This is a genomic window from Streptomyces sp. NPDC060027, assembly GCF_042737005.1.
Classification (GTDB): domain Bacteria; phylum Actinomycetota; class Actinomycetes; order Streptomycetales; family Streptomycetaceae; genus Streptomyces.
On sequence record NZ_JBHWVI010000246.1, the window covers coordinates 1 to 12,466 of the forward strand.

Sequence of the window (12,466 nt, forward strand, 5' to 3'; positions counted from 1 at the left end):
ACCCCCGGCCGCCGCGGCTCCGGCGCCGCCCGCGCCACCGCCGGCCGAAGCACCGGCACCGGCGGACGGAGAGCCCTGCGGACCGGCCGCGCCGCCGCCTCCGCCCCCGCCGGCACCGCCCGCGGCGATGCTGACGGCACCGGTGGCGACGTTGTTCGTCGCGTTGAGGGCGACCGTGCCGCCCGAGGTGCCGCCCAGTGCCGCGGTCGCCGGAACGATCAGCTTGAGCAGGGCCGGCAGGGCGAACACCGCCATGATCAGCATGCCCATACCAGCGATGGTCTGGTTGAGGTCCTTGGTGTTCTGCGTCATCGACGTGGCCGAGTAGATGATGAGCGCCGCCGCCGGTTTGTACAGCAGCCAGGCCGCGAGCCAGCCGACGTGCTTCCTCCACCAGCCCTCGCCCCACCCGGTCATCGAGGAGGCGGCGGCCAGCGGCAGCGTGCCGACGAGCACGATCATGACGCCGATGCGGATGTACATCAGACAGATCTGCACGAAGCTCGACAGCATCACCAGCAGGCCGAAGATGAGGATGAGGCCCGGCTGGTGGAGGGTCAGCACACCGAGCATCGTCGACGCCGTGTCACCGAGGTCGGACTTCGCGTACACATGCTGCGCGTACGCGTCGGAGGCCTTGGTGAGCGCCTGGACCACCGGCACGGCGACCGCGCCGACGAGGATGACCTTCCACATCCCCATGAACGCCTGCTTCATCGGCTGGCCCTTGCGCTCCAGCGCCATGCGGATCGCCGCGATCAGCAGCGAGGCCACGGCCACATAGGCGACGATCCAGTCGACCTGCTGGTCGATCAGGCCGATGGGCCCGGAGGAGTCCTCCACCTTGACGTTCATCCAGACGCCGTTGAGCGCCTTGAGCACGTCCGAGGTCGCGTCGCCGATCGCCTTGGCGAAGGCCACCACGGCACCGTCGGTGAACTGCGTACCGACCTCGTCGATCACACAGTCGTACACCCGCCAGGAACAAGCCATCTCACGCCTCCCAGGTGACGAAGCCCTTGGTGCCGCTGATCTGCGACATGCCCGAATAGACGGTGCCGTCGGCGTCGGGCGCGAGCTTCCAGTCGCCGCCGAGCCACCGCAGGGTCACCGACGCGGTGCCGTAGGCGTCCTTGCCGGGGACACGCACCACGAACATCACCGTCGACTTCTCCTTGTCGTACGACAGGACCGTGAAGCCCGCGTAGCCGCCGCCGTCGGGCGCGCCCGAGGTCGGCTTGTCGCCCGCCGCGGCGCGGCTCTCGACGAGCGCGTCGCGGCCCGCGCCGGGGACGACCTGCCGGTCGACGACCTCGCGCCAGCCCGGGTAGCTCAGGTGGTCGGTGATGGCGTGGGCGGCCATCACGGAGCCCATCGGCGTGCGGGCGTAGCAGGACCAGACGGGCCCGTCGAACGTGCGCGGGCCCACCGACCTGGACACCGGCACCAGGCCCGTCCCGTCGGCCTTCCAGGTGAAGTCCTTGGGCGCCCGCGTGGGCTTGGCCTGGTCGCCGTCATCGGTGCGGCAGCCGGCGGGGCGGGTGTCCCGCCCGCCGCTGCCTCCCCGGCCCGTGTCCGCGGAGGAGTCCGGCTTGCGAGCGGGACCGTCCGATCTGTCCGCCGCCTTCTCGCCCCCGCTCATCATCGTGAAGACGGCGAGCACGAGCAGCACCAGCAGGAACCCGGCCGACAGGATCCAGCCCCGCTGCTGCCAGAACGGCTGCTCCCACTCCCCGCTGCCCCCTTGGGGCCGACCGGAGTTCAGCATGGTTGCGCTCCCTTCGTGTCAGGTTCTGACGGGGCGTGGTCAGGCGAAGACGAAGGTGACGACGGGGCCCGCGGTGGCCACCAGGACACAGCCGCCGAGCACCATGCCGAGGCGGCCCATGTGCTCCGAGCCCTCGCCGCGGCGCATCGAGATCGCCATCATGGCGCCGGTGATGAGCACCCCCGCGACGCCCGCCGCGGTGCCGGCCCAGGCGAGGATGCCGAGGACGGTGTCGACCTTCCCGGTCAGCGCGTTCGGCGCGTTGCGGTTGGGGTCGGGGACCTTTCCGTCCGCCAGGTAGATGTACTGGTGGGCCTTGGCTGCTATCGCCTTGAACATGGCTTCTCCCCGATGTGGCCGGCTGTCGGCGCAGACGTGCGGACGTGTGCGGAACATGCCGGGCTGAGCGGAACCTGCTGGGTGTGCACGGCACTTGCCTGCTGTGAGCGGTACGCGAGGGCGACGGAGGACCGTGGGACGCCCGGGTTCCCGGTTGCACAGTGAGCTTGGCGACTCCGATGGGTCCGGGCCAAGCGATGTAGTGATCCAGCACCTGTCGGTGACGTGTCCGTGACAGACGGGAAGAGACCGTCATGAAATACGAGGTGGAACACCCCCGGAAACAGCTGAGGCACCCTCAGGTGCGAGAGTGCCTCAAGGATCTTCGGTGGCGCCTTGGCGCGGGTCTTGGCGTGGCGGTCGGTGCGGCGGCGGTCGGTGGGCCCGTCCGTGCGGAGCGGGCCTCAGAGCACGAAACCGACGATCGGCCCCGCCGTGGCGCCGATGACACAGGCACCCAGGACCATCAGGAACTGGCTCAAGTGCTCTTCCACGTCACCGGACTTGACGGCGAGCGCCATCCGGGAGCCCACGATCATCAGGCCCGCCACACCGGCGGCGGTGACGAGCCACGCGATGATGCCGAGGACCTTGTCGAGCTCGGTGGTGACGGCGCCGGGCGGGGCTTCGGCCAGGGCTCCGACGGCGATCGTGTACAGGGCGGTCATGGTGCGGTCCTTCCGGTCAGTCGGGCCAGCGGCGCGATCTCGCGTGGCAGCGGTCCGGTGACGTCGCCGGTGCGCCACGGGGGTATCCACGGCACCCGGTAGACGTCTATGACCGAGTTGATCACCTTGACGCGCTGGGTGAGTTGGCGCGGCAGCCGCCCGGGCGCGTCCGCGACCAGCACGATGGCGTCGAGATCGAGTCCCGGCGGCGCGTCGCCGCGACGGAAGATGTCGAGGGTGTGCGAGACGGCGTCCAGACCCGCCGCGTGCGTACGCCCGACGAGCAGGACCGAGCCCGGCTCGCCCTGGTCCGGGCGGGGCCAGTTGCGGCCCGCGTCATGGCCGCCGAAGACGGTGGCGAGCGTGGAGGCGCCGGCTCCGCCATGGGTGGCGACCCAGGAGAACTGCCGCGCGCTCACGGCGAGTTGGCGCTCCTCCTCGTGCTGCTGTCGCGGCTGTTCCGGTTCACCGACCGGTCCGCGAATCCATATCTCGGGTCCGCCCGGCCCCCGCGGCACGTTCCCGCGCGGTGCCGCGCCCTCGCTCCCGTGCATCGGCACTCCTTCGTTCCCGCGCATGGCCACCCCCTCGTTCGTTCGCATCGCCACCCCCTCGATCCCCTGCATGGGCGCTCCGCCCTTCGTCCGTGCCCCGATCTTCCCGGCGGCGGAACGGGTTGGGTAACGGGGCGTGAGTTCCTGGGACGAGTCTGTGACGCCGCGGTGACGCGGGAATCGGGTGGGAGCCGAGAGACTCAATTGCATGTACACGACCGGATCTTGAGGCTGAGGGGAGCCGATGTCCAACGGGGGTGGATCCACCATGACCTGGGTGGTCGGCGGCTGTCTCGCCGTGGTGATCATGCCAGTGGTCATGATGGTCGCGGTGAGCGGAGCGCCGAGCGAGGCGGACACGGGGTCGGGCGCGGGCGGCGGGCTGAAGGACGGTGCCGTGCCCCAGCAGTACGTGCCCTGGGTGCTGAAGGCGGGTGCCCTGTGCGATGTCATCAAGCCGGCGGTCGTCGCCGCGCAGATCGAGGCCGAGTCGGGCTGGAACCCCAACGCCCGGTCCCCGGTCGGCGCCGAGGGGCTGTCGCAGTTCATGCCCGGGACCTGGCAGACCTGGGGGAGGGACGACGACGGCAACGGCCGGGTGTCTCCGTACGATCCCGGCGACGCGATCATGGCCCAGGGCCGCTACGACTGCGCCCTCGCCAAGCAGGTCGAGGGCTACAAGAACCGCGGCGAGGCGAGCGGTGAGACCCTCGACCTCGCCCTCGCGGCGTACAACGCGGGACCCGGCGCGGTGCACCAGTACGGCGGCATACCCCCGTACACCGAGACCCGGAACTACGTCGCCCGCATCAAGTCCCTGATATCCAAGTACGAGTCGGTGGACGATCCGCCGGGCAGGATTCCCGACGGGCAGCAGATGGCGATGCCGCTCTCCGGCACTCCGCGCATCACCTCCCCGTACGGCATGCGCATGCACCCGATCAAGCACGTCATGAAGCTGCACACCGGCATCGACTTCGCCGCCCCGCTGGGTACGCCGTTCAAGGCGGCCCGGGACGGCAAGGTCACCTTCGCCGGCTGGTCCAACGGTTACGGCAACCGCGTGGTCATCTCCCACGGAACCATCGGCGGCGACCAGATCTCGACGACCTACAACCACATGAGAAGCCGCCCCAGTGTGAGCGTCGGCCAGCAGGTGCGGGTCGGCCAGAGGGTCGGCGAGGTGGGGTCCACCGGTCTGTCGACCGGACCGCATGCGCACTTCGAGGTCCAGCAGAACGGCACGTACGTGGATCCGGCACCCTGGCTGGGGCTGAAGTGAGGAGGGAGGCGAGGATGAGGACGACCGGTACGGGAACGGGCGGGGAGTCACGCACGACGACCGGTACGGGGACGCGTACGAGCGCCTGTACGGGAACACGTACGGGAGTCCGTGCCGCTATGGGCCGGAGGACGGTCGCCGCGCTGGCGGTCGTGTCCGTGACCGGGGTGCTGGCGTTGACGGGCTGTGGCCTGCGGGACCATCGTGATGCGGTGGGCGCGCCGGGGTCGTCGCCTTCCGCGATGCCCTCGGTGGCACCGAAGGCGCCGCTCCCGTCCGGCAGGCCGCTGGGCGCGGACGCACATGTCCCGAGCCCGTCGGGTGTCGACGGGACGGACGCGACGGAAGTATCGGAGGCGTGGGCGGAGGTGGCGTACGGCCATGACACGAAATACGACTACGGTCCGCACGACGCCGTGCTGCGTTCGGCCCGCTGGTTCACCGCGCCCAAGGCCGCGGCCGAGCGGTCGTACCACCCCGCGAGCGGGGCGGGCAACGAATGGAACACCTGGGCCGGCCACCGGGCGTGGACCACGGTGGACGTGAGCGCGGACGACGACGCAGACGGCCCCGCCGACACGGCCGTCCTGGCCTATCGCGCCCTCTTCGTGGAGGGCACGGCCCACGGCCGCGACGGCTGGACGGGCACGGGCCCGCGCGCCAGTGTCTACCTCAAGCTCACCCGGGCCGGCGACGGCCGGCCGTGGCGCATCTCCGAGGTGGAGACGGTGGAGGCGGCGACCCCGCCGTCACCGCCGACGTCCTCGTCACCCTCGCCCGTGTCCTCGACCTCATCCTCGTCCGCGACCACCCCTTCGTGAGGGAACCGATGTCTCGACTCAGCCGCGAACAGAAGCGGGAACTCAAGCGGCAGCGCTCGGCGCCCGGTGCCGGGGGGCAGCCGGCCACCGCGATGACGCCGATCGAGGTCCATGTACCGGCATCGGCGGACGGCCCGGCGGGGGCCGCGGCCGGCGGCCCCGCCGGCGCCACCGGCGGTGCCACGGTCGGCGGGATGCCGGTCGTCGCCGCGCCCGGGGAGACGGTGCAGGGCGCGGTCCTGAGCTACCTCCACCGCCTCGCCCTCGCCACCGGCCACCCGGTCCTCGCCACCATCCACGACGAACGTATCGGCTTCGTCGTACCGCTCCAGGTGCACGTCGACGGCTCCAGCCGCTATACGGGGGAGCCGGTACGCATGACGCCCCAGGCGCCGTACGCGCAGCCGCACGAACAGCGGGCCCACCGGAGCCCGCAGCCGCCGGCCCAGGAGCACCCCCACACTCCGGCCCAGGAACACCGCCACGCCCCGGCTCAGGAGCACCGCCACGCCCCGGCCGAGGGCCACTCCCAGCCTCCGGCCCGGAATTTCGCACAGCCCCCGGTTCAGGAGCGCCCGCAGGCCCCGGCTCAGCAGCGCCCGCAGCCGCCGGTCCCGGAGGCCCAGCAGATGCCGGCCCGGGGGGCCCAGCAGCCGCCGGCTCCCGAGAGCCGGCACTCCGCGGTTCAGCAGCACCCGCACGCTCCGGCCCAGGAGCGCCCGCAGCATCCGGCTCAGGAGCGCCCGCAATATCCGGTCAGGGACGCCCCGCAGCCGCCGGTCCAGGCGCCTCAGCCTCCGGCCCAGCGGCGTCCGGAGCCGCAGGCTCCGCCGCTTCCGCCCGCTCCGGTGCCCGCCGAGCGGTCGGCGGAGGCTCCGGAAACACCGGGTACCCCGCGCCGGGACAAGGCGACGTACGTTCTGCGGGCGGTACCGGAACCGAACACGCAACCGGCCCCGCCGATGCCCGAGACGGCACCGGAGCCTGTGCGGAGGCCGGAGCCCGCGGTGACCGCGGAGTTCGTGCCGCAGCCGCAGCCCGCGCCGGTGGTGACGCCGGAGTTCGCTCCCGCGCCGCAGCCCGCACCCGCGCCCGCGCCCGTGCGGAGGTCCGAGCCCGCGGTGACGGCCGAGTTCGTGCCGCAGCCCGCCCCCGTGACGACCCCGGAGTCCGCGCACGGGATCGCTCCCGTGGCGGTGTCCGGGTCGGGAGCGTCGGGCGGGGTGGGGAATGCGGGGGTTGCCCCTGTGGGCGGGGCCGTGGCTCCTGCATCCGGCCCCGAACCGGTGCCCGCGGCCGGACATGCCGTGCCCGGCACTCCCACGCCGTCCACCTTCGTGTTGCGGGCGGTACCGGAACCGAAGCCGTTGCCCGGGAGCGTGTCGACGCATGTCCTGCGGGCGGTGCCGGAGTCGGCGGCCGCCGCGACGCCCGCTCCGGCGGGGGAGTTCGGACCGGCCCCGCTGGCCGACCCCGCCCCCGACCCGATGCCCGCCCCCGTGTCGATGGCCGCCCCGGAGCGGATGCCCGCGCCGGAGGCGAGGTCCGCGCCCGAGCCCGCGTCGGCTCCCGAGCCGCAGCCCGCTCCCGAGCGGAAGCCGGTCCCCGCGATGGACGCCTTGTCCCTGATGGCCTCGGAGCCGGAACCGGAGCCGAAGCCCGCTCCCGTGCGCGGCTTCGACGCCGTCGCCGAGTCGGTGCTCGGGCCGGGTCCGGAGGAGGCGGCGCCGGAGCGGGACGCCGCGGCGGCGTTCCTGGCGGAGCCCGTGGCCCGGATCAACGAGGCCGTGAAGATGGGCCGTATCGAGGCCGCCGCGGGGATGGCGGAGCGTGCCGTCGGCGAGGCGGCGCAGTCGCTGGGTCAGGAACACCCCGAGGTGCTGAAGCTGCGCGAACTGACCGCGTACATCGCCTACTTGGCCGGTGATGCGCTCAGGTCGTTCCATCTGTCGCTGGACCTCGCGCGGGTCCGCCGACGCCACCGGGACACCCGTGCCGCCTACGGCAACGTCCAGAGCGCGGCCGCCGCGTGGCGTGCCGTCCGTGACCCGCTCCAGGGACTGCACCTCGGGCGGGATCTGATCGGCGTGTGGACCGAGCTCACGGTCGAGGGCGGCCCTGCCGCCGACGACATCGAACAGCTCGAATCGGCCCGCACCCGCATGGGCCGCCTCGCCGAACGCGCCCGCACCATGGCGGAGAACCCTTACAACCAGACACCCCGCGCCCATGGCGAATGACGACCGGAACGCGCGGAACAGGAGCAGTAACGGGATCGGCAAAAGGATCAGCGACGGGATCGGCGACGGGATCGGCGACGGGCGCCGGAACAGGAACACGGACGGAGCTGCGGGCCGGGGAGGGCGTGCCCCGCACCCCCGCATCGAGCTGACGGTCAACGAGCTCACCGGCACGATGAGCTGGCGCACACTTCAGCCGCGAGGCGCTGCCGACCGGCCGGGTGGAACCGGCCGTGGCGTTCCCCGGACGGCCGGAGCGGGCCCGGCCGGTCTCCGTTCCGCGCGTTCCCACGGCGCCGCACCCGTCCCGAGGCACCCGGCCGTCGTCCGCGCCGCGGTGAGCGTCTCCGTCGAGTCGCTCACCCCGGAGCAGGCACGGAGTCACCTTGCCGTGGTCGGCGCCCTGCGCTCCCGCGTCGCCGCCGACCTGGCCGTCGGCGCACACCTGCCGACCGCTGTGGCGGCCCGTATGCGCTCGGGTTCCACCCCGGCCGCCGCCCACGCCCTCACCACGGAGCGCGCCGACACGGCCAGGGAACTGATCCGTGGGGCACCGGCACCGGGAGCACCACCGGCCGCCGCCCCGGGCGAGCGACCGGCTTCCCTCGTACGGTCGGTGACCGCGGCACGGGCGGTGTCCCCCGCGACGGCGACCTCCCCGTCACGGGCAGGGGCAGCCGCACCCGCAGCGGCACCGGCGTCCGCACGGCCCGTTCCCGGAGCCGCCCGTCCCCGCCGCTGAGCGGTTCGGTGACCGGGCCGCCCCGGTCCGGCGTCAGTGGACGCAGAACTCGTTCCCCTCGGGGTCCGCCATCACGACCCAGGCGCCCGCGGGTTCCTTCACCTCCCGGAGCACGCTCGCCCCCAGTGTCGTCAGACGCTCGACCTCGTCGGCGCGCCGCCCCTCGCCGGGGTGCAGGTCGAGGTGGATACGGTTCTTGACGGTCTTGGGCTCGGGGACGCGCTGGAAGAGCAGACGCCGCCCGAGGCCGGTGCCGCGGTCCCTGTCGTAGGGGTCGTCGGGATGCCGTACGGCGATCAGGTCCCGGAAGGCCCGGCGGCCGTGGAAGTCGACCGTGGCCTCGGCCGGCAGGGCGCCGAGGCCGAGCAACTGCTCGATGAAGGCGCTGTTGTCCTCGACCGTGTAACCGAGCGCGGCGGACCAGAAGTCGGCCTGCGCGTGCGGATCGGCGGAGTCGACGACGAGTTTCCAGTGGACGGGTACGGGCGCGGGAGTAGACGTCATGAAGCCACTCTTGTGGTTCCACGTCCGGGTGGGCAACGGAATCGCCGGGGCCGACCTCATGTCGTACGAGGGCGGGCCCGCCGCTCCGGTCCCCGGCTCGCTCCGTCCGGAGCCGTCGACGCCCGGCGGACCGGACGGGTCCGCCCCGCTACGAGGTGCCGTGCGAACCGGCCGGCCCGGCGGTACCCGCGCTGAGGGCGGCGGTCCCCGCGACCTCGGTGGAGGTGCACGCGACCTCGGTGGAGGTGCGCGCGAGGTCGACGGAGGCGCTCGCGGTGTCCACCGGCGCAGCGGCCTCAGCGGCGTCGGTCGCGGTGTCCGCGGCCTCCCCGGTGGTCCCGGGCACGGTCGCGCGGGCCGACTCCCGCAGGGCTCGGGCCCCCCGCCGCGCGGCGCGCAGCGCGTCGAACGTCAGCAGCGACAGCGCGAGCCACACCAGCGCGAACCCGGCCCAGCGCTCGGCCGGCATGGCCTCGTGGAAGTAGAAGATGCCGAGGAGGAACTGGAAGACCGGGGCCATGTACTGGAGCAGGCCCAGGGTGGACAGCGGCACGCGGATCGCGGCGGCGCCGAAGCAGACGAGGGGGACAGCCGTCACCAGGCCGGTCGCCGCGAGCAGCGCGGCGTGCCCCGGCGCCTGCGCACCGAACGTCGCGTCGCCGCGCGACCCCAGCCACACCAGGTACGCCAGTGCCGGGAGGAACTGGATCGCGGTCTCGGCGGCGAGGGACTCGATGCCGCCGAGGTTGACCTTCTTCTTCACCAGGCCGTACGTGGCGAAGGAGAAGGCGAGGCAGAGGGAGATCCACGGCGGGTGGCCGTAGCCGATCGTCAGGACGAGGACGGCCGCGAAGCCGACGCCCACCGCGGCCCACTGCACCGGCCGCAGCCGTTCCTTGAGGAGCAGCACGCCCATCGCGATGGTGACGAGGGGGTTGATGAAGTAGCCGAGCGAGGCCTCGACGACGTGCTCGGAGTTGACCGCCCAGATGTAGACGCCCCAGTTGACGGTGATGACCGTCGCCGCGACCGTGATCAGGGCCAGCTTGCGCGGCTGCCGCAGCAGTTCGCCCGCCCAGGCCCAGCGCCGCATCACCAGCAGCAGCGCACCGACGACCACCAGCGACCACGCCATCCGGTGGGCGAGGATCTCGACCGCTCCGGAGGGCTTCAGCAGCGGCCAGAAGAGGGGGACGAGCCCCCACATCCCGTACGCCGCGAAGCCGTTCAGCAGACCTATCTGCTGCTCGCCCCTCGACTTCCCGGCCACCGGCGTCTCCTTCTTCTGCGACCTCGGACGCCTGTCGCGCCCCCTGTGCTCCGGACGCTCCCGTGCGGTCGGGGAACTTCCGTGCAGCCTGAAAGAAGGTAGCGCCGCACACCCCCGCCTGTCATGCCCGTATCGCCATACGGTCATGACATGTGGGGGTGTGTGAGGCCGGGGCCCGGCGCCCGGGGGGCGTCAGCCCTTCAGCGCCGCCGCGACGGACTCGGCGATCGGCGTGGTCGGACGGCCCGCCAGGCGGGACAGATCCCCGGTGGTGACGGCCAGCTCGCCCTTCTCGATGGAGGTGTCGACGCCCGCGAGGATCCCGGCGAAGGCCTCGGGCAGCCCGGCACCGGTCAGGATGCCGGTGAAGGCCTCGGGGGAGACGGGGTGGTAGGCGATCTCCTTGCCGGTCTGCCGGCTCAGCTCGGCGGCGTACTCGGCGAAGCCCCACGCCTCGTCGCCGCTCAGCTCGTACGTCTTGTTCTCGTGACCCTCGCCGGTCAGTACCGCGACGGCGGCGGCCGCGTAGTCGGCGCGCGGGGCGGAGGCGATCCGGCCCTCTCCGGCGGCCTGGACGACGGCGTTGTGCTCCAGCACCGGGGCGAGGTTCTCGGTGTAGTTCTCGTGGTACCAGCCGTTGCGCAACAGGGTGTAGGGCAGTCCGGAGGCGAGCAGCACCTCCTCGGTGGCGCGGTGGTCGTCGGCCAGTGCGGCCGTCAGGCTGCCGGGGGCGCTGGTGTAGGCGAGCAGGGAGACTCCGGCCGCCCTGGCGGCGTCGATGACGACCCGGTGCTGCTGGACGCGGCCCTTGTCGAACTCGTTGCCCGAGATCAGCAGCACCTTGTCACCGGCCGAGAACACGCCGTCGAAGGTGTCGGGCGTGTTGTAGTCGGCGACCGCGAGCCGTACGCCGCGGGCCGCGAGGTCGGCGGCCTTGGCCTCGTCGCGTACGACGGCGGTGATCTGCTCGGCCGGGGTCTTCTCCAGCAGCTGCTCGACCACGTGACGGCCGAGGTGTCCGGTGGCTCCGGTGACGACAATGCTCATGACGTGCATCTCCTTGTGGGGTGCGGATGACACTCACCCTAGGAGCTGCACTAACTGTTGGAAAGTACCCACCTTGAAGTAAGGTACTAGTATGGCCGTAAGTAACAAGGCAGCGGACGGGTACGACGCCGGCGAGGCGATGTGCCCCTACCGTCTGGTCCTGGAACACGTCACCAGCCGCTGGGGAGTCCTCGTCCTGATCGAGCTCCTGGAGCGTCCGTACCGCTTCAGCGAGCTGCGCCGGGCGATCGGCAGGGTCGGGAGAGGGGTCAGCGAGAAGATGCTCACGCAGACCCTGCAGACCCTGGAGCGCGACGGGCTCGTCCATCGCGACGCCAAGCCGGTCATCCCGCCGCGCGTCGACTACTCGCTCACCGGCTTGGGCCGCGAGGCCGCCGAGCAGGTGCGGTCGCTGGCGCTGTGGACCAATGAGCGCATGGCCGACGTCGAGCGGGCCCGCGTCGCGTACGACGAGGCCCGGGCGCTCAGGGCCCGGGCCTCCTGACCACGGCGGGACAGCGCCCGCGGACTCAGCCGACGACCGTCCAGGTGTCGCCGCCGGCGAGGAGCGCGGCGAGATCGCCCTTGCCGTTCTGCTCGATGGCGGCGTCGAGCTGGTCGGCCATCTGCGTGTCGTAGACCGGCCGGTCGACCGAGCGGAACACCCCGATGGGCGTGTGGTGTAGGGTGTCGGGGTCGGCGAGGCGGGACAGCGCGAAGGCGGTGGTCGGGGACGCGGTGTGCGCGTCGTGGACGAGGATCCGTGACGCGTTCTCGGGGGTGACGGTCACGACCTCGAGGTCGCCGGTGTGCTGGTCGCGGACCACTCCGCGGGCGCCGTCGACGCCGAAGCGGATGGGCTGCCCGTGTTCCAGGCGGATGACGGCTTCCTCGGCCTGCTGCCTGTCCTTGAGGACCTCGAAGGCGCCGTCGTTGAAGATGTTGCAGTTCTGGTAGATCTCCACCAGCGCCGTGCCGGGATGGGCGGCGGCCTGCCGCAGCACGTCGGTGAGGTGCTTGCGGTCCGAGTCCACGGTCCGGGCCACGAAGGACGCCTCCGCGCCGATCGCCAGCGACACCGGGTTGAAGGGCGCGTCGAGGGAGCCCATCGGGGTCGACTTGGTGATCTTGCCGATCTCGGACGTCGGGGAGTACTGGCCCTTCGTGAGGCCGTAGATGCGGTTGTTGAAGAGCAGGATCTTCAGGTTCACATTGCGGCGCAGGGCGTGGA

At 72.3% G+C, this 12,466-nt stretch carries 14 protein-coding genes; 5 read left to right on the forward strand and 9 right to left on the reverse strand.

Features of this window, described 5'->3' with window-relative positions; translation table 11 throughout:
* The 5 genes from ACFWBT_RS36800 to ACFWBT_RS36820 all read right to left on the reverse strand — a co-directional run.
* The coding region (locus ACFWBT_RS36800; RefSeq protein ID WP_385707408.1) for a hypothetical protein at nt 1-993 on the reverse strand (993 nt) is incomplete at its 3' end.
* A gap of 1 nt (nt 994) precedes the next feature.
* Nucleotides 995-1,768 (reverse strand): hypothetical protein, encoded by a 774-nt coding sequence (locus ACFWBT_RS36805; protein WP_385707410.1) that lies wholly within the window; start codon nt 1,766-1,768, stop codon nt 995-997.
* Between the two features lie 39 nt (nt 1,769-1,807).
* Entirely contained in the window at nt 1,808-2,107 is a 300-nt protein-coding gene (locus ACFWBT_RS36810; RefSeq protein WP_385707412.1) for a hypothetical protein, read from the reverse strand.
* A gap of 404 nt (nt 2,108-2,511) precedes the next feature.
* Nucleotides 2,512-2,775 (reverse strand): hypothetical protein, encoded by a 264-nt coding sequence (locus tag ACFWBT_RS36815; protein WP_266761630.1) that lies wholly within the window; start codon nt 2,773-2,775, stop codon nt 2,512-2,514.
* Nucleotides 2,772-3,329 (reverse strand): DUF6668 family protein, encoded by a 558-nt coding sequence (locus tag ACFWBT_RS36820; RefSeq protein ID WP_385707430.1) that lies wholly within the window; start codon nt 3,327-3,329, stop codon nt 2,772-2,774. The genes ACFWBT_RS36815 and ACFWBT_RS36820 overlap by 4 nt, the downstream gene beginning before the upstream one ends.
* Before the next feature lie 268 nt (nt 3,330-3,597).
* Here ACFWBT_RS36820 and ACFWBT_RS36825 point away from each other — a divergent pair, with 268 nt between their 5' ends.
* The 4 genes from ACFWBT_RS36825 (at nt 3,598) to ACFWBT_RS36840 (ending at nt 8,414) form a co-directional block, all read left to right on the forward strand.
* Nucleotides 3,598-4,611: a peptidoglycan DD-metalloendopeptidase family protein gene (locus ACFWBT_RS36825; protein ID WP_385707414.1), complete on the forward strand. Its 1,014-nt coding sequence runs from the start codon at nt 3,598-3,600 to the stop codon at nt 4,609-4,611.
* A gap of 119 nt (nt 4,612-4,730) precedes the next feature.
* The gene (locus tag ACFWBT_RS36830) at nt 4,731-5,432 is read left to right on the forward strand and encodes a hypothetical protein (RefSeq protein WP_385707416.1); all 702 of its coding nucleotides are present in this window, start codon (nt 4,731-4,733) and stop codon (nt 5,430-5,432) included.
* Nucleotides 5,433-5,440: 8 nt separating this feature from the next.
* A complete protein-coding gene (locus tag ACFWBT_RS36835) occupies nt 5,441-7,672 on the forward strand; it encodes a hypothetical protein (protein ID WP_385707418.1) in 2,232 nt (743 codons plus the stop codon).
* Nucleotides 7,662-8,414: a hypothetical protein gene (locus ACFWBT_RS36840; RefSeq protein WP_385707420.1), complete on the forward strand. Its 753-nt coding sequence runs from the start codon at nt 7,662-7,664 to the stop codon at nt 8,412-8,414. Before ACFWBT_RS36835 ends, ACFWBT_RS36840 begins: the two co-directional genes overlap by 11 nt.
* Nucleotides 8,415-8,447: 33 nt before the next feature.
* Here the strand turns inward: ACFWBT_RS36840 and ACFWBT_RS36845 are convergent, their stop codons facing one another.
* From ACFWBT_RS36845 to ACFWBT_RS36855, 3 genes are all read right to left on the reverse strand, one after another.
* Nucleotides 8,448-8,918, reverse strand: coding sequence for a VOC family protein (locus tag ACFWBT_RS36845; protein WP_266761637.1), 471 nt, complete (start codon nt 8,916-8,918; stop codon nt 8,448-8,450).
* A 148-nt stretch (nt 8,919-9,066) separates the two neighbouring features.
* Nucleotides 9,067-10,188 (reverse strand): EamA family transporter RarD, encoded by a 1,122-nt coding sequence (gene rarD / locus ACFWBT_RS36850; RefSeq protein WP_385707422.1) that lies wholly within the window; start codon nt 10,186-10,188, stop codon nt 9,067-9,069.
* A gap of 192 nt (nt 10,189-10,380) precedes the next feature.
* Nucleotides 10,381-11,235, reverse strand: a complete 855-nt coding sequence (locus ACFWBT_RS36855; protein ID WP_385707424.1) for an SDR family oxidoreductase — start codon at nt 11,233-11,235, stop codon at nt 10,381-10,383.
* A 91-nt stretch (nt 11,236-11,326) separates the two neighbouring features.
* Between ACFWBT_RS36855 and ACFWBT_RS36860 the strand changes: the two genes are divergently transcribed.
* Complete coding sequence (locus tag ACFWBT_RS36860; RefSeq protein ID WP_385707426.1) at nt 11,327-11,740, forward strand: winged helix-turn-helix transcriptional regulator; 414 nt, start codon at nt 11,327-11,329, stop codon at nt 11,738-11,740.
* Nucleotides 11,741-11,765: 25 nt separating this feature from the next.
* Here the strand turns inward: ACFWBT_RS36860 and ACFWBT_RS36865 are convergent.
* On the reverse strand, nt 11,766-12,466 hold a 701-nt coding region (locus tag ACFWBT_RS36865; protein WP_385707428.1), incomplete at its 5' end, for a thiamine pyrophosphate-dependent enzyme.